The sequence below is a fragment of the Flavobacterium sp. 9AF genome, assembly GCF_902506265.1.
In the GTDB taxonomy this organism is placed as follows: domain Bacteria; phylum Bacteroidota; class Bacteroidia; order Flavobacteriales; family Flavobacteriaceae; genus Flavobacterium.
Window position 1 is genome coordinate 1,225,197 of the sequence record NZ_LR733556.1, and the last position, 24,736, is coordinate 1,249,932.

General features: G+C 29.9%; 19 protein-coding genes and 2 tRNA genes. 11 read left to right on the forward strand and 10 right to left on the reverse strand.

From position 1 onward, the window contains the following. Nucleotides 1–20: 20 nt before the first annotated feature. Complete coding sequence (locus tag HALO113_RS05870; protein WP_159778137.1) at nt 21–1,721, reverse strand: carbamoyltransferase C-terminal domain-containing protein; 1,701 nt, start codon at nt 1,719–1,721, stop codon at nt 21–23. Between the two features lie 78 nt (nt 1,722–1,799). Here HALO113_RS05870 and HALO113_RS05875 point away from each other — a divergent pair, with 78 nt between their 5' ends. After that, nucleotides 1,800–2,441: an O-methyltransferase gene (locus tag HALO113_RS05875; protein WP_159778138.1), complete on the forward strand. Its 642-nt coding sequence runs from the start codon at nt 1,800–1,802 to the stop codon at nt 2,439–2,441. Here the strand turns inward: HALO113_RS05875 and HALO113_RS05880 are convergent. From HALO113_RS05880 to HALO113_RS05905, 6 genes are all read right to left on the reverse strand, one after another. Continuing rightward, on the reverse strand, nt 2,438–3,013 hold the full coding sequence (locus HALO113_RS05880) for a phosphatase PAP2 family protein (protein WP_159778139.1): 576 nt from the start codon (nt 3,011–3,013) through the stop codon (nt 2,438–2,440). The genes HALO113_RS05875 and HALO113_RS05880 overlap by 4 nt on opposite strands. Then, entirely contained in the window at nt 3,013–3,372 is a 360-nt protein-coding gene (locus HALO113_RS05885; RefSeq protein ID WP_159778140.1) for a twin-arginine translocase TatA/TatE family subunit, read from the reverse strand. Before HALO113_RS05885 ends, HALO113_RS05880 begins: the two co-directional genes overlap by 1 nt. A gap of 105 nt (nt 3,373–3,477) precedes the next feature. Beyond that, complete coding sequence (locus HALO113_RS05890; protein WP_159778141.1) at nt 3,478–5,745, reverse strand: M1 family metallopeptidase; 2,268 nt, start codon at nt 5,743–5,745, stop codon at nt 3,478–3,480. A gap of 15 nt (nt 5,746–5,760) precedes the next feature. Next, nucleotides 5,761–6,264: a DUF6702 family protein gene (locus tag HALO113_RS05895; protein ID WP_159778142.1), complete on the reverse strand. Its 504-nt coding sequence runs from the start codon at nt 6,262–6,264 to the stop codon at nt 5,761–5,763. A gap of 15 nt (nt 6,265–6,279) precedes the next feature. Continuing rightward, nucleotides 6,280–7,026: a carboxypeptidase-like regulatory domain-containing protein gene (locus HALO113_RS05900; protein WP_236554602.1), complete on the reverse strand. Its 747-nt coding sequence runs from the start codon at nt 7,024–7,026 to the stop codon at nt 6,280–6,282. A gap of 64 nt (nt 7,027–7,090) precedes the next feature. Continuing rightward, on the reverse strand, nt 7,091–7,867 hold the full coding sequence (locus tag HALO113_RS05905) for a hypothetical protein (protein WP_159778144.1): 777 nt from the start codon (nt 7,865–7,867) through the stop codon (nt 7,091–7,093). A 113-nt stretch (nt 7,868–7,980) separates the two neighbouring features. Here HALO113_RS05905 and pepE point away from each other — a divergent pair, with 113 nt between their 5' ends. After that, on the forward strand, nt 7,981–8,688 hold the full coding sequence (gene pepE / locus HALO113_RS05910) for a dipeptidase PepE (protein WP_159778145.1): 708 nt from the start codon (nt 7,981–7,983) through the stop codon (nt 8,686–8,688). Between the two features lie 36 nt (nt 8,689–8,724). Here pepE and HALO113_RS05915 read toward each other — a convergent pair. Next, a tRNA-Gly gene (locus HALO113_RS05915) sits at nt 8,725–8,797 on the reverse strand. A 31-nt stretch (nt 8,798–8,828) separates the two neighbouring features. Then, a tRNA-Gly gene (locus HALO113_RS05920) sits at nt 8,829–8,901 on the reverse strand. 503 nt (nt 8,902–9,404) lie between these two features. Here HALO113_RS05920 and HALO113_RS05925 point away from each other — a divergent pair. Then, on the forward strand, nt 9,405–10,991 hold the full coding sequence (locus HALO113_RS05925; RefSeq protein WP_159778146.1) for a murein L,D-transpeptidase: 1,587 nt from the start codon (nt 9,405–9,407) through the stop codon (nt 10,989–10,991). Here HALO113_RS05925 and HALO113_RS05930 read toward each other — a convergent pair. Continuing rightward, the gene (locus HALO113_RS05930) at nt 10,980–11,708 is read right to left on the reverse strand and encodes a murein L,D-transpeptidase catalytic domain family protein (protein WP_159778147.1); all 729 of its coding nucleotides are present in this window, start codon (nt 11,706–11,708) and stop codon (nt 10,980–10,982) included. The genes HALO113_RS05925 and HALO113_RS05930 overlap by 12 nt on opposite strands. A 186-nt stretch (nt 11,709–11,894) precedes the next feature. On the opposite strand from HALO113_RS05930, the gene HALO113_RS05935 reads away from it, so the two are divergent. From HALO113_RS05935 to HALO113_RS05970, 8 genes are all read left to right on the forward strand, one after another. Next, nucleotides 11,895–14,327, forward strand: a complete 2,433-nt coding sequence (locus tag HALO113_RS05935; RefSeq protein WP_159778148.1) for a DUF5916 domain-containing protein — start codon at nt 11,895–11,897, stop codon at nt 14,325–14,327. A gap of 112 nt (nt 14,328–14,439) precedes the next feature. Next, entirely contained in the window at nt 14,440–15,957 is a 1,518-nt protein-coding gene (gene gpmI, locus HALO113_RS05940) for a 2,3-bisphosphoglycerate-independent phosphoglycerate mutase (RefSeq protein WP_159778149.1), read from the forward strand. Further along, nucleotides 15,958–16,674, forward strand: a complete 717-nt coding sequence (locus tag HALO113_RS05945) for a phosphodiester glycosidase family protein (protein ID WP_159778150.1) — start codon at nt 15,958–15,960, stop codon at nt 16,672–16,674. Nucleotides 16,675–16,677: 3 nt separating this feature from the next. Next, a complete protein-coding gene (locus tag HALO113_RS05950; protein ID WP_159778151.1) occupies nt 16,678–17,274 on the forward strand; it encodes a thioredoxin family protein in 597 nt (198 codons plus the stop codon). Between the two features lie 73 nt (nt 17,275–17,347). Then, nucleotides 17,348–20,929, forward strand: a complete 3,582-nt coding sequence (locus tag HALO113_RS05955; RefSeq protein WP_159778152.1) for a T9SS type B sorting domain-containing protein — start codon at nt 17,348–17,350, stop codon at nt 20,927–20,929. Between the two features lie 122 nt (nt 20,930–21,051). Next, nucleotides 21,052–21,723, forward strand: a complete 672-nt coding sequence (locus HALO113_RS05960; RefSeq protein WP_159778153.1) for a TetR/AcrR family transcriptional regulator — start codon at nt 21,052–21,054, stop codon at nt 21,721–21,723. After that, complete coding sequence (locus HALO113_RS05965; RefSeq protein WP_159778154.1) at nt 21,720–23,366, forward strand: peptidase domain-containing ABC transporter; 1,647 nt, start codon at nt 21,720–21,722, stop codon at nt 23,364–23,366. The genes HALO113_RS05960 and HALO113_RS05965 overlap by 4 nt, the downstream gene beginning before the upstream one ends. A 17-nt stretch (nt 23,367–23,383) precedes the next feature. Further along, nucleotides 23,384–24,736, forward strand: coding sequence for an HlyD family secretion protein (locus HALO113_RS05970; protein ID WP_159778155.1), 1,353 nt, complete (start codon nt 23,384–23,386; stop codon nt 24,734–24,736).

Here is a 24,736-nt window from a genome sequence, read left to right on the forward strand (position 1 = left end):
AGTAAGTCCTCAAGCAATGTTTAGTTTTTCAAAAAAACGAAATTTTCGATTACCAAAACATCTAATGCTGTTTCTCTAAACAAATCAAATGCTTCTTTAGGTGTTTCTACAATAGGCATTCCTTTTTTATTGAAACTTGTATTTAAAACAACAGCAATGCCACTTAATTCATAAAATGCCTGTATTAAATTATAAAATTTAGGATTCCAAGAAGCTTCAACCGTTTGCACTCTTGCCGAACCGTCTTTATGAGTAACATTTCTTAAGTTTTCTAAATGCTCCTTTTTAGTCCTATCTACTAAAATCATATACGGACTGTTTCTTCCTACTTCAAAATAATCTTGTACTTTTTCTTGTAAAACTGCTGGTGCAAAAGGACGAAAATCTTCTCTAAATTTAATAGTAGTATTGATATGGTTTTTCATGTTTTCTATTCCCGGATGTGCCAAAATACTTCTTCTTCCTAAAGCTCGTGGACCAAACTCAGAACCCGATTGAAACCAACCAATAGTTTTTCCGTGAAGCAATGCTTCTGCACTATAATGTAAGAGTTCGGGCTCTTCAAAAAAGTCTATCATTTTCAATTCGAGTTGGTATTCTTCATATGCCTGTAGAATAGCTTCCTTTGTATAGTGCTTACCAAAACATGTACTACCATTAGGTTCTTTTTTAGGTTGTTTCAAATAAGAAAGCCAACCGTAAAAAGCACAACCGAGCGCTAAACCATTGTCGCTTGCAGCGGGTTCAAAATAAATAGATTGAGCCACATTAGTATCTTCTAATTTTGCATTGGCAACAGCATTTAACGCTACACCACCGCTATAACATAAATTTTCATGAGGGAATTGCTTTGTTCGTAATTTTATACATTGTAAAACAGCTTTTTCTACTTGCTCTTGTGCCCATTTCGCTACATTGGCATAATACACAAAATGCTCTTTAAAAAAAGTGTATCCATTTGAAGGTTGGTTTAAAAATGTTTTCCAATCTTCTTTTACAAATAAGCGGTCATTTATGAATTCAAAAACTTCATAATCATATACACCAGTTTTACCGTAAGGTGCCAATCCCATTAACTTACCTACATCATCCATGTTTCCAAAAACATAATTACTAATGGTTGCGTAAAAACCTCCAATAGAATGTTTGGTTGTAGGTAACGCTATTTCAGATGAAGAAAGATCTGACATCTCACTAAAATCTTTAAACAAAGGAATCATGTCTTGTCCATCGAAATGATAAAAGCTATCTTTTTCGCATTGCATTTGTATGGAATTGAAAACATCCAACGCAATACTTTCTTTTTCATTTTGATGCAATAGTAAATACTGTTCTAATGGACTTCCACAACCATCAATTACCATTACATTACAACTTGTAAAAGGAGAAGTTCCAACCGCACTGTATGCATGTGCTAAGTGATGTGAAATACTAATCAATTTTGGTTCCATTTTTTCCTTAAATAACCTTTCTCCTCTAAAAAAATCTCTTGATGGAATTTCAAAATTTTCACATTGCACTACCAAATCCACATCAGTTAATTGTATCCCTTCTGTCTCTAAACAATATTGGATTGCTGCTGCATCATTACCTCCATCGTGTTTGATTCTGGTAATTCGTTCTTTTTCAATGGCCACACATATTTGACCGTTTTTTAATAATACTGCCGAGCCATTATGTGAAAGTCCCGTACCTAAAATATAAATAGGTTTTTTGTTCATTGTTATCTTTTGATAATTTACGGAAAACTACAAAAAATAATTTGATAACTTTGACTAAAATTAAAACTCAGTGTTATCATGCATTTTATTTCAGAAGAACTAGAAAATTATGTTGCCCATCATAGTCAGGACGAACCCGAATTATTAGCCAAATTAAATAGAGAAACATTTCAAAAGATATTACAACCTAGAATGCTAAGTGGACATTTTCAGGGTCGAGTTTTAAGTATGTTAGCTAAAATTATTCATCCAAAACATGTTTTAGAAATAGGAACGTACACGGGTTACGCGACTCTATGTATGGCTGAAGGTTTAGCACAAAATGGTACAATAGATACAATAGACATTAATGAAGAATTGGCTGATTTTCAAAAGAAATATTTTGACGCATCGGAATGGAAAAATCAAATTTTTCAACATATCGGTAACGCTTTGGATATTATTCCAACATTAAACAAACAATTTGATTTGGTTTTTATTGATGCCGATAAAGAAAATTATATCCAATATTTTCATTTAATAGTTCCAATGATGCGCAAAGGAGGTATTATTTTATCGGATAATGTACTTTGGAGCGGAAAAGTAATTGAAACTTTGGATCCAAAAGACACTAGTACAAAAGTATTATTAGAATACAACGCTTTATTAAAAAACGACCCAAGAGTAGAAACTGTTTTATTACCCATTCGTGACGGATTAACAGTAAGCCGTGTAATTTAATCTTGGATAGATGCAGGGAAATATTTGCTTACAAAATAAACATACAGCTTATAAAAAGTAATCCCAGTTAGTAAACCATAGGTATAACCTACTAGAATATCCATTGGAAAATGTAATCCGAGATAGATCCTGCTGTAGGCAAACACTAAAGGAAACAAATAAACTACAAAAGCATATTTATAGTATTTTCTCAGTATTAAAAATATAAAAGTCATGGATGCACAAGAACTAGAGGCGTGTCCTGAGAAGAAACTGAGTGTATCACTATGCTTTACAATTCTTATAATTGATTTAATCTCGAAATCATTACAAGGTCTCAAACGTTGAAAATAGTATTTGAAGAGATTGGTAGTTTGATCAGTAAATGTGATTAAAAGAGCAATAAAAAGAAGTGCTATTCCTAAATTTTTCCAACCAATTTTACGTTGAAGAATAAACAATACAAGTAAAAAATAAGGTGTCCAATTAAACTGCTTGGTGATTATCAACCAAAAAGCATCATATTTTTCAGAACCTAAACCATTAAGAAAAACAAATAATTCCTTATCTAAAGATACAATATGTTCCAGCATTAAAATTGTCTTTTTATAGGTCCTGAAAGATTTTCAATATCTTCTTTTACTTCTTCAATAGGTTTTGTAATATCATCAACAATATGATTAGACATATCCTTCAATGGATTTATTGTATTAGCAATTCCTTCTTTTGCTTTCCTAATTTCATCAGAAATACCACCTGTTAAAGAATTAACATCCACATCAGCATCTTTAGCACTATTGTGTATTTCTCTTTTTATTTCATTGGTTGCATTTTTTAGCTGTGCCATTGTTTTCCCTAAGAATCTAGCCATTTGAGGGATTTCTTTTGATCCAAAAAGCATCAATATAACAACAACTACAAAAAAAAATTCTGAAAATCCAATACCAAACATGAGTTAATCTATTATTTGAGACAAAGTTACAAAGAAAAAAATAACCTATATCAAAGTTTTACATTTTGATATAGGTTTTAACTATTTTTTACATTTAGATGAATGTTATTTATCTAATTCATCAAATTTTGATGTAGCGGCTTGGGCTGGCCAAACATTATTAGAAGTATCGATATCCGCTGTTTCCAATTTTGGATCTAATTGTATTTTTGTTACCTTTTTGTCTGTAGCAAAAACACGTTTAGCAGTATCATTATTTTTTCTCCAAATTTGAACTGGAAATTTGTGCATCTCTTTCGTTCCATCTTCAAATTGAAGCTCTACAATAATTGGCATCATTAATCCTCCAGGTTTACTAAATTCTACTTCATAAAAATATTTAGGAGTTGCTAATTTTTGTTTCTCTTCTGAAGTATAATTTTTAGCAACGTATTCATCTAAAATTTGCACATCTTTTACTTCAAAAGCTTTTTTTGTACTTGGATTAAATTCTTTGTGATTTTCATCAACTAAATAAATAAAAGGTCCTGTATCACGTAAAAATCTACCTCTTCTTGCTACAAAATCTTTCATTTCCTGAGTTGGTTCTAAAGAAACATAATATTGTTTTACGTCATTAATTCCTAAATCTACATAATCTGTAGAATAAAACCAACCTCTCCAAAACCAATCTAAATCTACTGCAGAAGCATCTTCCATAGTTCTGAATAAGTCTTCTGGGGTTGGGTGTTTGAACATCCATCTTTGTGCATAGGTTTTAAATGCGTGGTCAAACAATTCTCTTCCCATAATGGTTTCACGAAGAATATTTAAACCTGTCGCTGGTTTACCGTATGCATTGGCTCCAAACTGATAAATATTCTCGGAATTTGACATAATTGGTTCAATGAATTTTTGATCTCCTTTCATGTAAGGAACAATTTTATCTGCAGGTCCTCTATCAGTAGGAAAGTTAGGGTCAAATTCCAATTCTGTTAAATATTCTAAGAATGTGTTTAATCCTTCATCCATCCAAGTCCATTGTCTTTCATCAGAATTTACAATCATTGGAAAGAAATTATGGCCTACTTCATGAATAATAACACCTAACATACCATATTTTACACGATCAGAATATTTTCCATCTTTATCAGGACGTCCAAAGTTCCAACAAATCATTGGATATTCCATTCCTTGATCTTGAGCAGATACTGAAACTGCTTTTGGATAAGGATAATCAAAAGTATGCTTAGAATATGTTTTTAAAGTTTGTGCAACAGCTCTTGTTGAATATTCTCCCCATAAAGGATTTGCTTCTTTAGGATAAATCGAAATTGCCATTGGTTTTTTGGTGTCCAATTGTACTGCCATAGCGTCTAACATAAACTTTCTTGAAGTTGAAAAACCAAAATCACGCACATTCTCTGCTTTAAACTTCCAAGTCTTTTTAGCCTCAGCAAACCCTTTTTCAGCTCTTTCCGCTTCTTCTTGAGTTACGATAATAACAGGCTTATCAAAAGTTGTTTCAGCTTGTGCCCATCTTTTCATTTGCTCTGCTGAATATACTTCTTTTCTATTAATATTTACGCCTGTTCCTTCCATGATATGATCCGCTGGAACTGTAATACTTACATCAAAGTTTCCAAAAGTTAGAGCAAACTCTCCTCTTCCCCAAAATTGCATATTTTGCCAACCTTCCACATCGCTATACACAGCCATTCTTGGATAAAACTGAGCAATTACATACAAACGATTCCCATCTTCAAACTGTTCGTAACCAGAACGACCACCATCAATTTGATAATTATTAATATTATACCACCATTTTATAGAAAAAGTGACTTTTTGTTTCGATTGTAAAGGCGTATCTAAATTAATACGCATCATAGTTTGATTGATGGTATAGCTAATATCTTTACCTGATTTGTCTCTTACATATTCAATATGAAAACCGCCTTGAAAAGGCTCTTCCATAAACCTTTTTGCAAATTTATCTGGAGCCAAAGCAGGATCCATTCTTTGACTTTCTACTAGAGGCGTTTTAGAATCTGGTGCTCTAAGATTTTGATCTAATTGAATCCAAAGATATTCTAATGCTTCGGGAGAATTATTATAATAAGTAATTGTCTCAGAACCGTATAGTTTTTGTTTCTTATCATCTAATTCAATATTCATTTTGTAATCTGCACGCTGTTGATAATAAGCTGGACCTGGTGCACCCGATGCTGTACGAAACATGTTTGGAGTAGCCAATAAATCATACATTTGACGAAATTTATTTTCGTTGTAATGACCTGCTTCTCTTTTTTTATCTTCAGTTTTATTATCTTGAGCTGTAACTGAAAAAACAGCAAGGAAAAGAAAAACAGAAGAAAATAAAATCTTTTTTTTCATGGTAGGTTAATTAATTTAAAATTCTAAGAAAGCCGTAGGTTCTGAATCGGTCAACAGAAAACTACTTTTTTCATCATTAATATTAGTATGCAATAAATTTTGCTGTTCTTTAAATATTTCAGTTAAAACTGAATTTTCGATTTCGAAAGTAGTAATTTTTTCAGAAAAACTAACTTTTAAGTAACAAATTAACACATCATTATCAATTTCAGTCCCTAAAAATTTTAAATCGTAAGTTTTTTGATTGATTTTGACCTTCATTTTTTCTTTGAGATAATTCTCTACTAACTTATTTGCATCCTCAATTTGTCTATTAGATGCTAAATAAACTTTCTTATTGTATTTTTTTTCTAGTATTTTATTAAAATCATCTATAAAAATTCTAGAAGTTATTTCCACTCTACTTTTTGACTTAACATAATCTACCTGAGTGACTGAAACATAAAATTTATGTACTTGAAAAGATGATATTACTAAAAGTAAAAAAAAACTTAAAACTATTATATTCCTTTTTTTCATGAGGTAAAAGTAAAATTATTCTTTATTTTCTTCATGGAAAGCTTTCGCTTTTTTAACCAAATATTCTATAAGTTGTAATTCATTCTCTGCTTTCAAATATTCTGCCAATTCTAAACTTGGCATTTCCGCATAAGCTAAAAAAGTAGTGAAATCTTCTTTTCTTATTTTTAAATCAGAAACAAAAAAATTATATGAAAAACGCTCTTTCATGTGATCTGCAAAGGATTTCACCTGAATATCATGTAACCTTCTCTCCTCCATTACTTTTAAAGCATTTTTTTTAGAATTATTTTTAAATCCTAGCCATTTCCCAATTTGTTTACCTATTAACTTTAAATCAAAACTAGAACCGTTAGGCGCAAAATGATCTGGAGATGTTGTTATTTTTGTTCCTCTTCCATATCGAGCATCTTCATAATAGATCTTTTTTTTCATGTCTATAGGTGAAAGACCATAATTTTTAATTTTTTTTGTATCCTCTTCAAGATTTCCAGTTAAACTCATGGGTGTTATCACCACTTCATCCAATTCATTTATATTAATATTCAATCGAATTTCTAATTCATTTACATAAAAATCTTTTTCGGTTATCACATATTTTTTAGAAACAAAAGAGAGTGCCTGAAAAAACAAGGTATCTTTGGGTCTAGCTTTAATTGAAAACTTGCCATTATAATCAGAGACCGCACCAACATTAGAAGAAATATTAAAAACAGTAATATTTTCAACACTCATGGAATCAGCTATAATTTTCCCATTCATAATTTCTCTTTGTTTGTTTTGCGAAAAGAAAAGTTGAGAAAAAAGCAAAAAAACCATATAAATACTATTTTGTTTCATTTTTGCTTCCATTTATTTCTATTTCTTTCAATTTTAAATATTCATCCGCTAACTGACTTAGAACAAAAGTTGCCATTGTTTTATTATCTCTTTTCATCTCATTAGTAAATCTAGAATCTTCCACAACATAATAAATAAATCCATTTATATAATCATCAGGAATCTTAAGAGTATCTCTAATATATTCTTTAGTAAAAATACTCAACATCTTTTCTTGTAGCATTTCTTTACCTTCAACTATTAGTTCTTTTTTTAACATTGCTGTCCTTCCGCTTATCGAATTTATAAGACCATCAACACTCATTCCTCCTACAGGAATAAGTAGTGGGCTATACCATTTAAACTCTTCTGCGGCAGCTAACTTTCTTTCTGCAGGAGTATATTTTTTTTGACCTTTTGGAACAATTCTTAAAGATTCTGCAGTTATATTTTTGTATTTAGTTAAAGTCACTCCTGCCAGTTGATTTTCGTAAATTTCCATTGGTACAAAGACCAAATCTTTCTCAAAATCTTGTAGCAATACAATTCTTTGATACCCTTTTAAATGTACGGCACTAAACATGAGCGTATCATTTACAGAAGCATTGATTTTAAAATAGCCTCCTCTTTCAGATAAAACCCCTATTTTTTTAGATACATTTATAATATGAATGTCCTCTAAATAATTCGACTCAGATACAATTTTACCCTTAAAAACAGAATCGTTCTGAGCTAAAATAAGAAGAGGAAAAAAAAGAAATAATAAAAGTACTTTTTTAATCATATAACTTTTAATTATAGTATTTTGTAAAAGTAATTTAGAAAGCTGCCAATTAAATACTAATAAGATTATAAACTTTTGTTAATTGAAAATAGTAATTTTGAAAAAAAACAAAAATGAAAAATATAATTATAGCTAGCACTTCTACTTTATACAACGGCACTTACTTAGACTACTTATTGCCTGTATTAAAAAACCACTTTCAAAATGCTTCCACCATTCTTTTTATCCCCTATGCTAGACCGGGTGGTGTTTCGCATGAAGAATACACCAATAAAGTTAGAAAAGCATTTGAACAAATTAATAAAATTGTAGTAGGTATTCATGAATTTGAAAATCCTATAGAAGCAATTAAACAAGCCGAAGCTATTTTTACTGGAGGAGGAAATACTTTTGTATTAGTAAACGAACTTTATAAGAATAATGTTTTAGAAAGTTTGGAAGAGGTAGTAAAAAATGGTACACCTTACTTAGGAACAAGCGCAGGAAGTAATATTTGCGGTTTAACTATGCATACTACAAACGACATGCCTATTGTTTACCCGCCCAGCTTTAGAACTCTAGGTTTTGTACCCTTTAACATTAACCCCCATTATTTAGATCCTGATGCTTCTTCTACTCATATGGGAGAAACTAGAGAAACTAGAATTAACGAATTTCACTTTTTTAATCCACAACCCGTAATAGGTCTTCGAGAAGGTAGCTGGTTAGAAGTTAAAGGTAATTCGATACTACTGAAAGGAGAATTAAAGGCTCGCTTATTTCGTAAAAATCAAATTCCTGAAGAAATAAATCCTGAAACAGAACTTAGCGGCCTAAAATAAAAAAAGTCTCAAACTAAGGTTTGAGACTTTTTTTTGAGCGGAAGACGAGGCTCGAACTCGCGACAACCAGCTTGGAAGGCTGGAGCTCTACCAACTGAGCTACTTCCGCAATGATTTTTTAAACTGTCATTAAAGTTTAGAGCGGAAGACGAGGCTCGAACTCGCGACAACCAGCTTGGAAGGCTGGAGCTCTACCAACTGAGCTACTTCCGCATTAAAATTCAACATTTATATAGATGAATTCCTTTTGTGGGTGCAAATATACTTTAATTTTTTTCTTAGATGCAAATTTTTTTAATAAAATTTTACAGATTATTTTTTCAACATAAAACGCTGCTTTTTTTAATTCTATTAAGCAATTAATAATGAATATTTTATAAAAAAAATATTATAAAGAATTAAAAAAAACTTTTTTTGGCACAATTCTAGATTATATAAAACAATATTCAAATTAGAACTTATAAAAAGTCAAACACTTAAAAAGAAAGATTTTATACGACAAAGTGTTAAAAATTATTGATAAAAATCACTTTAAAATAATCACTATTGATTAAAAAAGATGTATTTTTAAAGAGAGCAAAGCAAATGTTAAAATCACTATTTTTAATGACAATAAGATTTTATTTAGTATGTATTTTTGCAAAGGATTAATTAAAATTTCATAAAACCCAATTGATTGTTGTTTATGAAAAATTAAAATTCAAATTTGACAATTTATGATTAAACCAATACATTTTATATTCATCACTTTTATCATAATTAGCTGCAAAGGTAAATTAGATACCTCAGCATCTATTGATGATATTTTACTTAAGGATGCAACTACACAAGAAATAGTTAGACCTTTACTACCCGAACATCTTGAAACACTAAAAGACAGTATTAAACTATATTATAGTAAATTGAATAATTATGAAATTTGGTATAGTTTGAAAAACAGAACGGATTTAATTAATGAAATTAAAAATTGCAACAAAGAGGGTCTAAATCCTACAGATTATAATTTAGAAACCATTTTAGATTTGGAAGAAAAAAGAAAAAAATTAAATGACGATGAAGTAATAAAATATGATATCATTTTAACAAAAAGCTTTGAAAAATTAGCTTTCCATCTTTATAGAGGCAAATTAAATCCAAATAAGCTATATAAAGATTGGGATTTAACTTTTAAATCAATAGCTTTATCTCACCTCTTAGAAAATGCAATTAAAAACAAAACGGTTGATAAGACTTTAGAAGAATTAAAACCAAATCATTATTTATATTCTAAAATTAAAGAAAGTTTAATTGTAATTGATCAATATCCTGATTATAAATTTGAAAAAAACAACATAAAGGATAAAATTCAATTGCATGACACATTAAATGAAATCATAACAATAAAAAAGAAATTAGCTTATTGGAAAGACTATACAAGAAAAGATAGTATAACAACAGCTATATATGATACTATTACTTTTTTAGCTGTTAAAAAATTTCAATCAAGACATGGATTAAAAGCTGATGGTGTAATAGGTAAAGGCACCATAAAAGCATTAAATTATACTAAAGAAGAAAGAAAACAACAAATTATAGCTAATTTAGAAAGATGGAAGTGGTTTCCATCAAATTTTGGAGAAGAGTATCTCTTGGTAAATTTACCCGATTATAATATAGTTTATGTAAAAAAAACGGACACTTTAGCCCAACATAACATTGTTGTGGGAACACCAAAAAGAAATACTCCTGTCTTAACTTCAAAACTATCTAACTTAGTATTTAATCCTACATGGACGGTTCCTCCTACTATTATAAAAGAAGACTTGACACCTTCAGCAAAAAAAAATCTAGAATATTTTAAAAGAACTAGACTAACTATTTACAATTCTGCTGGAAAAGTAATAGCACCCGAAGAATGGAATCCTGACAATTCTAAATCGTATCGATATGTTCAAGTTTCTGGATACAATAACTCTTTAGGATTGGTCAAATTTAACTTTCCAAACAAACATAGCGTATATTTACACGATACCAATCATAGAGATTATTTTTCACGCGAATACAGAGCATTAAGTTCTGGATGTGTGCGAGTAGAAAATCCGCTAGTACTAGCAGAAAAGATTCTTTCAAATGAGGACAAAGAATGGACTTCAAAAGAGGTTGATACAATTATAAGCAAAAAAAACATTAAGACTGTTCCTATTAAGAACAATATTAATGTTTATCTTTTATACTGGACTAATTGGCTTGATAAAGACGGATTGCAATTTAGAGAAGATATTTACAATCTTGATAAAAATCTTTATACCGCTTTACGAAATTAATTTAGATTTTGAAATATAATTTCTTGAAGGATGGTAAATAAATAAACAAGATTTATCTTTAATCAATTCTATCAATTGTTTTGAAATTTCATTTGGAACTGCTGGACAACCTTGGCTTCTTCCTAAGCGTCCGTTTGTCTTAACAAATTTTTCAGACACATAATCTGCACCATGAACCACAACAGCTCTATCTCTTGCATTATCATTTATTCCAAATTCCAAACCATCTAAGCGTAAAGACAATCCATGTTTACCTGTGTATGTTTCTCCTGTTGTATAAAAACCTAAACTACTTTGATAAGATTCAGATTTATTTGAAAACTCAGTAGCAAATAAATCACCTGAATTTCTTCCATGAGCAACTAAAGAACGAAGAATTACCTTTTTAGTATTCATATCTATTACCCACATTCTTTCTTCATTTGAAGATAAACTAAAATCAACTATAGTTAAAATATCCTTCTCAATCAATCCTTGGTTTTTTAACTCATTATATCCTTCAAATGCTTTTGAAAAACTTTCATATTTAGGTAAAGAAAGTTCATTAGAGAGAATAGAATTATAAAAAGATTTACATTTAGCTTCAAAGGCAACTTTAACATTTGCTGCTAATTTTGGGTCGGTTAAGTTAAATTTTTCTTCTTTACAATTATCTATAGAATTAAAACTAAAAAAAATAAAACTTAGGGCAAAAAGAGAGAAAATTTTGTAATTCATTGTTATTCTAATAGTTGTTAGGTTGTTTTGAGGTTTCAAATATATTTAAAAAAATTAACGATACAAATTTTTTTACGCTTTTTGTCGAAAAAAAATGCATTTAGTCGATATGTTATGAAAAAGTTAAAGATTTTATAATTTGTTTCCTCCAAAAATGAATAATTCTAAATTTGTAAAAAAGATTTCATGCATAATAACTTCGTTTTCTGCCTTTTATTGTTGTTATTTTCAAAAAATTTATTTTGTCAAGAAATTAAAAACAAAATAACTGTTAAAAAAACAATAAAAGCTGAAAGAAAGATTTCAGTAATATCAATTGATGGGCAGCTTGACGAAGAAGATTGGTCAAAAGCTTTACCCGCTAATAATTTTTTTACATTCTCACCTGATAATGGAAATCTTGAATCTCCCGACTTAAAATCTGAAGTAAAAATTTTATATGATAATGATGCTATCTATATTGGAGCAACATTATTTGATAATGAACCCCATAAAATTTTAAAAGAAATAACTGAACGAGACGATTTTGGTACATCGGATTTATTTGGTGTATTTATAAACGGATACAATGACGGCCAACAAGACTTTCAATTTTATGTTTCTGCAGCCAATGGACAAGGAGATTGCAATTTTACATCTCAAAATGGAGAAGATTATTCATGGAATGCCATTTGGTCTAGTAATGTTAAAATAACAAATTTTGGATGGGTAGTTGAAATGAAAATCCCCTATGCTGCCTTACGATTTCCAAAAAAAGACTTACAAACTTGGGGAATTAATTTTTTCAGAGAAGTAAGAAGAAATAGGCAAAAATACACTTGGAATCCTATATATAATGACATTGGTGCTTTTTCTCAGCAAGCTGGAATTTTAACAGACATTCAGTATATTGAACCGCCTACAAGACTTTTTTTAATACCCTACACTTCCGCTTATTATGTTACTAATAAAGAGGAATCTGAATTAACATTCAAAGGAGGTTTAGATATTAAATATGGTATTAACGATGCATTTACTTTAGACGCTATTCTAATTCCCGACTTTGGTCAAACTAAATTTGATAATGTTGAGTTGAATTTAGGCCCTTTTGAACAACAATTTAATGAAAATAGACCCTTTTTTACAGAAGGAACTGATTTATTTAACAAAGGAAACTTATTATATACTCGTAGAATAGGAGCTTCACCTCTATTTTATCCCGATTTAAATGAAAATGAATCTATAGAAGAGTTTCCTAAAAGCACTAATTTACTGAATGCTCTAAAAATATCCGGACGTAATAATGATGGATTAGGCATAGGTTTTTTAAACGCTATTACAGAAGAAACTACTGTAAACATTAAAAATGAGATTACAAATAATAATAAATCTGAAATTGTCTCTCCTTTAACAAATTATAATGTAACGGTATTTGACCAGCGATTTAATCAAAACTCTTCTATCACGTTTATTAACACCAATGTTACTAGAAATGGTCATTTTAGAGATGCAAATGTTACCGGTTTAATTTTCGATTTGAATACAACAAAAAACACATATAATCTATCCGGAAAAATAAATTGGAGTAATACATACGATATAAAAAATCAAAATGGAATTGAATCTGCTTTAGCTTTAGGTGAAACCTCAGGAAATTATCGCTTCAGTCTAGGTGGAGAATACATCTCAAAAGATTTTGATAAAAATGATTTAGGCATCATCTTCCAAACAAACTATTATAGTTATTATGGCAATGTAAGTTATAAAATTTTAACACCAACTAAAACATTTAATTCTTTCAATATAGGGTTATATAATTACATGGAGCACAACAATGACACCAACGAAATTCAGAATAATAATTTCAGTTTAGACGTTAATACAACTTCAAAAGACAATCATTATTATGGTTTTGGATACAGAATAAAACCATTTGAACGTTTTGACTATTATGAACCTAGACAAGATGGAAAATTTCTTATTCTACCAAAACTTCAAAGTTATTGGCTAGGTTTTTCATCCAACTACAATTATAAGTTTGCTTTCGATTTACAATTATCCCATTTATTTTATAATCAAAGTGGCAGATATGATTTTGATATTTCTTTAAGTCCTAGATATCGTTTTAATGACAAATTTTCTCTTATTTATGCTATAAATCCATATATACAAAAAAACAATATCGGTTTTATTGACTATTTAAGTGCTAGTAATGAAATTATTATGGCTCAAAGAAATAGAAACACAATTAATAACTCTTTAACCAGTAAGTTTTCAATAAACAGTCAAATGAATTTTAATCTTTCAGTGAGACATTATTGGTCATTCGCAGAAAACAATACTTTTTATAGCTTATTAAACAATGGAAGATTAATTGAAAAAAATGATTATACTGATAATAAAAATTCAAATTTCAGCACATGGAATTTAGATTTATCCTATTCTTGGTGGTTTGCTCCAGGCAGTCAAGCTACTATTTTATATCGAAATAATGCCTCCAACTACTCCAGTGAAATTGATAAAAACTTTAAAAATAATTTTAATTCACTACTAACCGATAATCTCAACCATACTTTCTCTATAAGTATACGTTATTTTATTGATTATAATCAAGCTAAAAACTGGATTAAAAAAAGTTAAAAACCCTTTATAGTTTCTCAATCGTTTTCGCATTTTTATTGCGAAATTCAGCTTCATTTTCTTTATCTGAATATGTCAAATAGCTATATTTGTAGAAATACATTCAAAAAAAATGAATAAAAAAGTAATCTTAATGATATTAGATGGTTGGGGAAAATCACCTGACCCAAAAGTTTCCGCAATTGACAATGCAAACACTCCATTTATAGATAGTTTATATACAAAATACCCTAACGCACAATTAAGAACCGATGGACTAAATGTTGGTTTACCAGAGGGTCAAATGGGAAATAGTGAAGTAGGACACATGAATCTTGGCGCTGGAAGAATTGTGTATCAAGATTTAGCTAAAATAAATTTGGCTGTAGCCAATAAAACGATGCATCAAGAAAAACCATTGACAGATGCATTTGAATATGCAAAGAAAAACAATAAAGCCGTTCATTTTTTAGGATTAGTCTCTGATGGTGGTGTTCACAGTCATACCTCTCATTTAAGAGGATTAATAGATGTTGGTCAAGAACTTGGTGTTCAAAATATGTTTGTTCATGCTTTTACAGATGGTAGAGACGTAGATCCAAAATCTGGAGCGCAATATATTGAAAATTTACAAAGTTATTTATCGCATACTAATGCCAAACTAGCCACTATAATTGGAAGATATTTTGCTATGGATCGCGATAAAAGATGGGAAAGAGTAAAACTAGCTTATGATTTAGTAGTAAACGGGCAAGGCACTCCATCTAAAAATGCAACACAAAGTATTCTAAACAGTTATAACAACAATATAACAGATGAATTCATCCAACCTATTGTAATGACTGGAATTAATGACTTACCAATTACTACAATCAAACAAGATGATGTGGTTATTTTCTTTAATTTTAGAACAGACAGAGGACGTGAATTAACGGAAGCATTATCGCAACAAGATTTTCACGAACAAAATATGCACAAATTGAATTTGTATTATGTTACCATGACCAATTATGACGAAACGTATAAAAATGTACAGGTAATTTATGACAAAGACAACATCACAGAAACCTTAGGAGAAGTTTTAGAAAAAGCGGAAAAAAAACAAATTCGTATAGCTGAGACTGAAAAATATCCACACGTAACTTTCTTCTTTTCTGGTGGTCGAGAAGAACCCTTTATAGGAGAAAGTCGTATTTTAAAAAATTCACCAAAAGTGGCTACTTACGATTTACAGCCGGAAATGAGTGCTTACGAATTAAAAGACGCTTTAGTTCCAGAACTAAAAAAACGAGATGTAGATTTTGTATGTCTTAATTTTGCAAATGGAGACATGGTTGGACACACTGGTGTAATGGAAGCAGCCATTAAAGCTTGTGAGGCCGTAGATGTTTGCGTAAAAGAAGTTGTAGAAACCGCTTTGGAAAATGGTTATACTACTTTACTCATTGCCGATCATGGGAATTGTGAAACCATGATTAATCCAGATGGCACACCTAATACCGCGCATACTACAAATCCGGTACCACTTATATTAATAGACAAAGAATTACAAGCTATTCATGACGGTGTTTTAGGCGATATTGCTCCAACAATTTTAGATTTAATGGGTATTCCGCAGCCAGAAGCTATGAGTTGTAAATCGTTGTTGTAAATGAAAAAAACACTTGTTTTATTGTCCTTATCACTAATTGGGTTTAGCGGATTTAGTTTATTTCAAAAAGAGAAAATAATAGATTTTGTCACTTATCAAATAAATCCAAACAAACAAATGGTTTGCTTTTATTGGAAGGATGAAAACAATGCAAATTTTAGCAGTATTGAAAATTTAAAAAAATGGCTATCAACAAAAAATAAAGAATTGCTTTTTGCAACCAATGGAGGTATGTATAAAAAAGATTTTTCACCTCAAGGTTTATATATAGAAAATTATCAACTAAAAACACCTTTAGACACAACTAATGGGAAAGGTAATTTTTATTTAAAACCAAATGGTGTTTTTTATATCTCAAATGAAAAAGCTTTTATAACTACAACAAAAAACTTTAATTATTCTAAAGAAATTCAATATGCAACTCAATCTGGTCCTATGCTAGTTATTGATAACCAAATTCACTCGGCATTTACTAAAGGATCTAAAAATTTAAATATTAGAAATGGTGTAGGAATATTAGAAAATGGAGAAATCTTTTTTGCAATGTCTAAAAAAGAAATTAATTTGTATGATTTTGCAAGCTATTTTAAACAATTAGGTTGTAAAAATGCCTTATATTTAGACGGATTTGTATCTCGTACTTATTATCCAAAAGAAAACTGGATACAAACTGATGGTAATTTTGGAGTTATCATTGGTGTTACAAAAAACAAATAAATTATGAAAAAAATTAGCTTATTCTTCCTTCTTTTAATTATCAACAGTTGTGCATTACATTCTAAAGGTGAAGACGGAAAACCTGGAACAAATGGGAAAGATGGAAGAGCTACTCTTGGATTGAATTTGGATAAAAAAGACAAACCAAAAGAAATTGTCGATGGAATTCTTATTGGTAAAACCAAAAAAACAGACTTATTACAAGAACCATTTAAGGAATGGTTTGAAAGCAGTTCAGCAGACTATCAACCTAATGCTGAAATAATTAGTCATTTAAAAAAAATACCACAAAAATATTCTATAACAATTTTTATGGGAACATGGTGTGAAGACAGTCAGAACCAAGTGCCAAAATTTTATAAAATTTTAGAAGAAATTAAATTTCCAGAGGAAAAGGTAACACTTATTACCATGCAAAGAGACAAAACAACTCCTGAGCTATTTGAAAAGGGATTGCAAATCACGAATGTTCCTACTTTTATTTTCTATGAAGATGGAAATGAAATGAATCGAATTGTAGAGTCACCTGTGGAAACTTTAGAAAATGATATGCTAAATATTTTATCAAAAAAACCTTATAAACACATTTATGCTGAATAAATTGCGTTAAATAAACAATTAATACAGAATAACTACTTGTTTTTGTTACTTTTGTAGCTTTATAATTATTGCTATGAAATCTTTACATTTAAGTCTGATATTCAGTTTATTAATTAATTTTTCAATATATAGTCAAGGTGGTGCTTCCTCTTGTGCTGAATTAGCGGCTAATGCTGAAGCCTTTCAGTCTTGTGCCACCAACGTTCCTTTTTCAAATTCAGTAGGGCAAAATGGAGAAAATTTCAATACAACTTGTATTGGAGAACCATTTCATGGGCCTACATGGTTTTTTGTGAAAATACAAAATTCTGGCCCAATTACTTTACAAATTAGCCAAACGGATTTAGCCGGCAATGGAACTGATGTAGATTTTGTACTTTGGGGACCTTTTAACACGCTCAACAATGTATGTAATTTATTAAATACAAGCACAGAGGTTGATTGTAGTTGGTCGAGCGCTAGTATTGAAAATATAAACATTCCTAATGCCACAGTGGGGCAATTGTATGTTATGCTAATCGACAATTATTCAAATGTCCCTGGAAACATCACTGTTACTCAAATATCTGGAACGGGGTCAACAAATTGCGATTTTTTATCACTTACCAAAATCACCAATACTGATGGAACCGATATTACCCAAACAGACTACTGTAAACCTGCGACAAAAGATTTAATGGCTAAAATAGATGTAAGTAATTTTAGTGGATCAGCATCAAATTTAAGATTTAGTTATACTTGGTATAAAGATGGTGTGCAAATTGGCACACCTATTACAAATTCTAATTCTCCTACGAATACTATAACCGTTAATGAAACAGGAATATATAGAGTGGAAACTACTGCGTATGACGTTACAAATCCTGGTGTTGTACAAAATAGTGATACTTCTATCGATCTGAAATTCCATATCGTTCCAGATATTTCAATACAAAACACAAATACAGTTTGTTTAAATACAAATCCTGTATTAAATACAACAATAATAAACAATGCGCTCTTAATTCCTTCTGTTGATGTTTTAAGTTATCAATGGTATTTAAATTCAAATCCTTTAAATGGGCAAACAAATGCTTCGTTGACCCCTAACGTTCCAGGAGATTATTATGTTATCGTTTCTAATAATTCTTGTTCAGATGTACAGTCAAATACGATTAGAATCATTGCAAATCCTAATATAACTATACAAAACAATCAAACTATTTGTGAAGGTGATAATTATACAATAACATCGGCTAATTCCAATGCTTCAATTAACAATAATGTAACTTATGAATGGTATAAAGATGGGGTTTCAACAGGAGTCAATACAGCTAACTATACAGTAAATGCTAGTAATCAAGCCATCAATACAACAGCAACTTATTATGTGATTGCTACCGAACAAAACACTTGTACAAGCACTTCAAATACAGTTAGTGTTACAATAAATGCGCTTCCTGTAGTTACAACAACTCCTATCCTTTTTGAACAATGTGATTATATCCCTTCAACATTAGATGGAATTGCGGAAATGAATTTAACTAGTTTATATGATGTTATCACAAATAATACACCTGGATACACCTTATATTATTATCAAGATGTAGGTTTAACTAATCTTATAAACAATCCAACAAATTATATTAATACAACTTCTCCTTTTAATCAAACTATTTATGTAAAAGCAGTAAATGAAGCCACTACCCCAAATTGTACTTCTTTAGGAACTGCAACCATAAACATACAGGTTAATCCTACTAATTTATCCAATTATAACGATGTGCCTCCTGTTTGTCCCGAAGTAAATGAAAATTATGGATTTGTGGATTTTAACGCACAACGCAATTATATCAAAAACACTTATTTCCCTTCATCAAATGTGATTATATCTTTTCATGATAATACTTCAGATGCTTCAACTGGTTTAAATGGTTTCACCAACACCACTCCAATTCCTATTGGAACAACAGTAATTTATGCTAGAGTAATTTCTGCAACTACCGCTAGCTGCGAAAGTGTTGGAACTTTTAACACAACAGTAACAAATCCACCTATACAAACAGTAGTAACAAATTCTGATGTGTGTTTATTAGATAATTTCTTACTTAACACTAAAGATATTGAAGCGCTTGCTGGACAAAACGCAACAGTTGTTAGTTCCTATTATGAATCTTTTACGAATGCTGTAAATAATATTCAACCTATTAATAAAAACACACCCTTATCTTTAACTTTAGGAACAAAATCCTATTTCATTCGTTTATATGATACAAGCACCCAATGTATTTCAATTGTATCTTTTAATATTACCGTATTTCCAAACCCAACTCTTGTTGATCCAGACCCAATAAAACATTGTGGTGATGTAACGGCAGATTTTAATTTGGATTCCAGAATTGATCAAATAACTAGTAACAACACCAATTATCAAGTAACATTTTATGCCACAACTACCGATTTATTAGCTGACAATCCTATAACTAACACTACAAATTATAACAGTGGTACTACGACAATTTATATAAAAGTAATTGATTTAGCCAATAACAATTGTGAATCCACTACAACACTAGATTTAGAAGTTTTAACTGTACCAGGCGCTATAAATAACCCACAACCTCTCGAAATTTGTAATGATTCTGGATATGAAGTCTTTGATTTAACTAGTAAAGAGACTGAAATGTCTGGAACAACATTAACTACAGAAATTGCTTTTAGATATTATATCGATTTTAATGATGCTATAAGTAACAATTTCAATTATATTTCTAACCCTAATGAATTTACAAATACTATTGCAGAACATCAAACTATTTATGTTAGATTAAACAGTAAAGTAAATAGAGATTCGGAAACGAGTGTAGCTTGTTTTAGAATTCTTGAATTAGATTTATACATTCGAAAATACCCTGAGAATAATTTGTACAACTATCCATATATCATTTGTTATGATCAACAAAGTAATACCATTACACCTGTTGAGATAAAGACTTTACTTTCAAATAGCAATTACAACTTTGTATGGTATAATGATTTTGACGCTATTAACGGAAATGAAATTAATGGAGAAACCAATAATTCTTTTATTACTAATACAACAGGAGAATATTCTGTAAAAGTGACTAACATTTCAAATGTTGCTATGTGTTCAAGTGTCTTTAATTTTACAACTGCAATTTCATTGGTACCAAATTCAATAACGGCTTATCCTAACGAATTAATTGCATTCGAGACAGATAATACTATCGCAGCTACTGTATTACCACCATCTACTGATTATCTTTATAGTATTGATGGAAATTCTTGGCAAGAAAGTCCAATATTCACAAATGTTTTACCTGGAAAATACACCTTAAGCGTGAGAAGCAAATTTGGTTGCGGAGAAATCGATACCGATTTTATTATTGCAGATTTCCCACGTTTTTTCACCCCGAATGGAGATGGTTTTAATGACACATGGAATATACAAGGAACTGAAACGATTGATGTTCTTACCATTTATATTTTTGACAAATACGGGAAACTTTTAAAACAATTAGCGCCTAATGGTTCTGGCTGGGATGGAACATTTAATGGGAAACCATTACCATCATCTGATTATTGGTTTAAATTAATTTACACAAAAGACAATATAACTAAAGAATTTAAAAGTCATTTTACTTTAAAAAGATGATTTATAAAAACTATTTTAATCCCGATTTATTCGGGATTTTTTTTGGAACAATTCTAAATTAAAAGTTAAACTTTTAAAAACTAATAGTAATACTATTATATTTGTAAGTATAAATTTCATTTATGGATAATTTACTTTCAAAAATCAATATTTCAGTTAACGAAAAACTGTATGTTAAAAATCCTGAAACTTCAGATTTAGGTAAAAAAATTATTGAAAATAGCATTCTTTTAATTCATGAAATAGGTTTTGATGCATTTACATTTAAGAAGCTAGGTGAAAAGATACAATCAAACGAGAGTTCAATCTATCGGTATTTTGAAAGTAAACATAAACTGCTCTTGTATCTATCGTCTTGGTATTGGTCTTGGATTGAGTATCGTTTAGTTTTTGCTACAACTAATTTAAAAGATCCAATAGAAAAATTAATAAAAGCCATTGAAATAGTTACAGAAGAAATTATTGACGACATATCTACAAGGCACATTAACGAATCTATTTTAAATAAAATTATTATATGTGAATTTACGAAGACATTTTTAACCAAAGAAGTAGATGAGGAGAATAAAGAAGGCTTTTTTTTAGTCTATAAAACTATTATTAATAGAATAATAATTATGATTGAAGAGGTGAAACCAAATTATAAATATGCCAAAACACTAGCCTCTTCAATTGTAGAAGGAGCTTTACATCAACATTATTTAAAAGAACATTTTAAAACGATAACAAATCTATCTGAAAACAATTGCCTTGCTGATTTCTACATAGATTTAATAAAAAAAACCTTGATATGACACCATTAGAAAGATTTAAAAACTTAATACTTATAGATAAAAGAGACATTTATCAAATATTTTTGTATTCTATTTTTGGAGGATTTATAAGTTTAACTTTACCACTTGGTATTCAATCTATTGTTAATTTCATACAAGCAGGTAAAGTTTCTACATCATGGGGAATTTTAGTAATTGTTGTGGTAATTGGAGTTATACTTGTAGGAGTTTTTAAAATTATGCAATATCGCATATCAGAAAACTTACAACAAAAAATATTTGTTCGTTCTTCTTTTGATTTTGCCTATCGCTTCCCAAAAATTAAATTTAACCGATTATACAATCAATATCCTCCAGAATTAGCCAACCGATTTTTTGATACCTTATCGATTCAAAAAGGGTTTTCTAAACTTTTATTAGATATCTCAACAGCCATTTTACAAATAGTATTTGGGATGCTATTATTGTCTTTATACCATCCATTTTTTATTCTATTTGGGATAATCCTATCCGGACTATTATATATTATTTTTAAAGTAAATTTTAAAATAGGTTTAGAAACCAGCTTAAAAGAATCAAAATACAAATATAAGGTAGCTCATTGGATACAGGAAATTGCTAGAAATCATGTGAGTTTTAAAAATAAAGACCTTTTCCAATTTTCACTGAATAAAAATGATATGTTAGTAAGTGATTATTTAGATTACAGAGAAAAGCATTTTAAAATTCTTAAAAGACAATTTATACAATTAGTCGGTTTTAAAACTATTATTACAGCGGGTTTATTAATAATTGGCGGGCTTTTAGTTCTAAGCCAGCAAATGAACATTGGTCAATTTGTTGCTGCTGAAATTATAATCTTAACTATCATAACTGCAGTAGAAAAACTATTTGGTGGATTAGAGTTATTTTATGATGTTCTTACTTCTTTGGAAAAATTAGGCGCGGTTTCAGATTTAGAAATTGAACAAGAAAAGAATACTCAAAACTTATTATTAGACAATGAAGAGATAACTATTGAGACTAAAAATGTTTCTTATAAATATCCAGATAGTGAAAAGCCGATTCTAAACAATATTAATTTAACCATTCAACCTAAAGAAAAAGTTGTTTTACAAGGAGAAAATGGTTCTGGCAAGAGTACACTAATAAGGTTGTTAGCAAAAATAATTGAACCCAACACAGGTACATTATTCATCAACAATATCACAATCGATAAAATTAATATTAACAGTTATAGATCAAAAATAGGTTTAATTACCCGAGAAGATTCTACTTTTGAAGGAACCATTTTGGACAATATTACTTGTCAAAATCCAACCTTAAACATGAGTGAGATTAATTATGTTTTAGAAAAAGTAGAATTAATTGATTTTATTAAATCCTTACCTCTTGGTTTAGATACTCCTTTATTCCCTGAAGGAAAGCAAATTAACGCTTCTGTTGTCCAAAAAATAATTTTAGCACGTTGCATTTTATCGAAACCCGATATCTTATTATTAGAAGACCCTATTAGTAAAATTAGCAACATACAAGCAGAAAAAATCATCAGTTTTATTATGGATCCCAAAAATAATTGGACAGTTGTTGTAACTTCTACAAATGAAGATTGGAAGAAGTACGCTAGTCAAGTAATTACATTGGAAAATGGTCAAATTGTTTAACTCTAAAAATCATCAAAATGCTTAACATAACAAAAAACAGAGTTGATACTTATATTGATTTGTCTAAATATAAATCCAACAGGGTACTTGCAGACAATAAAGGATACCTTATAATTAAAAGAATTTTAGGTGGAATGGCAATCCTTACACTACTTTTTCTTTTTTTACCATGGACACAAAATATTTCAGGTTCTGGATTTGTAACCACTTTAAAACCCAATCAGAGACCTCAAGAAATACATTCTGCTATTGCTGGAAGAATTGAAAAATGGTATGTAAATGAGGGTGACTTTGTCAAAAGAGGCGATACTATTTTATTTATTTCAGAGATTAAAGAAAATTATTTGGATCCAAATCTAGTTGAAAACACGGGCAACCAAGTAATTGCCAAAGAAAATGCAGTTCAATCCTATGCTGGTAAAGTAAAAGCACTCGATATGCAATTAGGTGCTATTGAAAATGAAAAGAACTTAAAATATAAACAAGCACAAAACAAATTAAAGCAATCCTATTTAAAAGCGACTAGCGATAGTATCGATCTACAAGCTATTAAAACCCAATTAAAAATAGCTGAGACACAATTTAATCGTGCGGTTAACCTAAATAAAGAAGGCTTAAAACCTTTGACAGATGTTGAAGAGAAGAAAGTTAAATTACAGGATATGCAAGCTAAAATTATTACCCAAGAAAATAAGTATCTAGCGAGTCAGAATGAAATTTTAAATGCCACAATGGAACTAAACCGAATTGCAGCAGAATATGCCGAAAAAAGTGCTAAAGCGAGTAGTGACAAACAAACCGCATTAAGTTCACAATATGATACTGAAGCTCAAGTAAATAAACTTAAAAATCAATATACAAATTATCAAATTCGAAACGGTCTATATTACATTACAGCTCCACAAGATGGATATATTAATCGCGCTATTCAATCTGGTATAGGTGAAACAATAAAAGAAGGAGAATCGATTGTAAGTATAATGCCTTCAAATTTTGAAATTGCTGTAGAAACTTATATTGATCCTGTGGATTTTCCTTTGATTAACAAGGGAGAAAAAGTTAGAGTTTGGTTTGACGGTTGGCCCACAATTGTATTTAGTGGATGGCCTGGAGCTTCTTATGGTACATTTGGAGGTTTAGTAGTTGCAAAAGAAAACTTCATTAGCGAGAATGGGAAATATCGGGTTTTAATTGCTCCTGATCCAAGTGATAAAAAATGGCCAGAACAGTTAAGTATTGGTGCTGGTACACAATCAATAGCTTTATTGGAAGACGTTCCTATTTGGTTTGAAATTTGGAGGACTTTAAACGGGTTTCCACCCAATTTTTATCAACCTGAAGGTGCTAAAAATAAATCAGACAAAAAATAA

Bases quoted from the DNA above. Each gene is read 5' to 3' on its own strand.
- HALO113_RS05870 (WP_159778137.1), bottom strand. From the start codon at position 1,721: ATGAACAAAAAACCTATTTATATTTTAGGTACGGGACTTTCACATAAT.
- HALO113_RS05875 (WP_159778138.1), top strand. From the start codon at position 1,800: ATGCATTTTATTTCAGAAGAACTAGAAAATTATGTTGCCCATCATAGT.
- HALO113_RS05880 (WP_159778139.1), bottom strand. From the start codon at position 3,013: ATGCTGGAACATATTGTATCTTTAGATAAGGAATTATTTGTTTTTCTT.
- HALO113_RS05885 (WP_159778140.1), bottom strand. From the start codon at position 3,372: ATGTTTGGTATTGGATTTTCAGAATTTTTTTTTGTAGTTGTTGTTATA.
- HALO113_RS05890 (WP_159778141.1), bottom strand. From the start codon at position 5,745: ATGAAAAAAAAGATTTTATTTTCTTCTGTTTTTCTTTTCCTTGCTGTT.
- HALO113_RS05895 (WP_159778142.1), bottom strand. From the start codon at position 6,264: ATGAAAAAAAGGAATATAATAGTTTTAAGTTTTTTTTTACTTTTAGTA.
- HALO113_RS05900 (WP_236554602.1), bottom strand. From the start codon at position 7,026: ATGAATGGGAAAATTATAGCTGATTCCATGAGTGTTGAAAATATTACT.
- HALO113_RS05905 (WP_159778144.1), bottom strand. From the start codon at position 7,867: ATGATTAAAAAAGTACTTTTATTATTTCTTTTTTTTCCTCTTCTTATT.
- pepE (WP_159778145.1), top strand. From the start codon at position 7,981: ATGAAAAATATAATTATAGCTAGCACTTCTACTTTATACAACGGCACT.
- HALO113_RS05925 (WP_159778146.1), top strand. From the start codon at position 9,405: ATGATTAAACCAATACATTTTATATTCATCACTTTTATCATAATTAGC.
- HALO113_RS05930 (WP_159778147.1), bottom strand. From the start codon at position 11,708: ATGAATTACAAAATTTTCTCTCTTTTTGCCCTAAGTTTTATTTTTTTT.
- HALO113_RS05935 (WP_159778148.1), top strand. From the start codon at position 11,895: ATGCATAATAACTTCGTTTTCTGCCTTTTATTGTTGTTATTTTCAAAA.
- gpmI (WP_159778149.1), top strand. From the start codon at position 14,440: ATGAATAAAAAAGTAATCTTAATGATATTAGATGGTTGGGGAAAATCA.
- HALO113_RS05945 (WP_159778150.1), top strand. From the start codon at position 15,958: ATGAAAAAAACACTTGTTTTATTGTCCTTATCACTAATTGGGTTTAGC.
- HALO113_RS05950 (WP_159778151.1), top strand. From the start codon at position 16,678: ATGAAAAAAATTAGCTTATTCTTCCTTCTTTTAATTATCAACAGTTGT.
- HALO113_RS05955 (WP_159778152.1), top strand. From the start codon at position 17,348: ATGAAATCTTTACATTTAAGTCTGATATTCAGTTTATTAATTAATTTT.
- HALO113_RS05960 (WP_159778153.1), top strand. From the start codon at position 21,052: ATGGATAATTTACTTTCAAAAATCAATATTTCAGTTAACGAAAAACTG.
- HALO113_RS05965 (WP_159778154.1), top strand. From the start codon at position 21,720: ATGACACCATTAGAAAGATTTAAAAACTTAATACTTATAGATAAAAGA.
- HALO113_RS05970 (WP_159778155.1), top strand. From the start codon at position 23,384: ATGCTTAACATAACAAAAAACAGAGTTGATACTTATATTGATTTGTCT.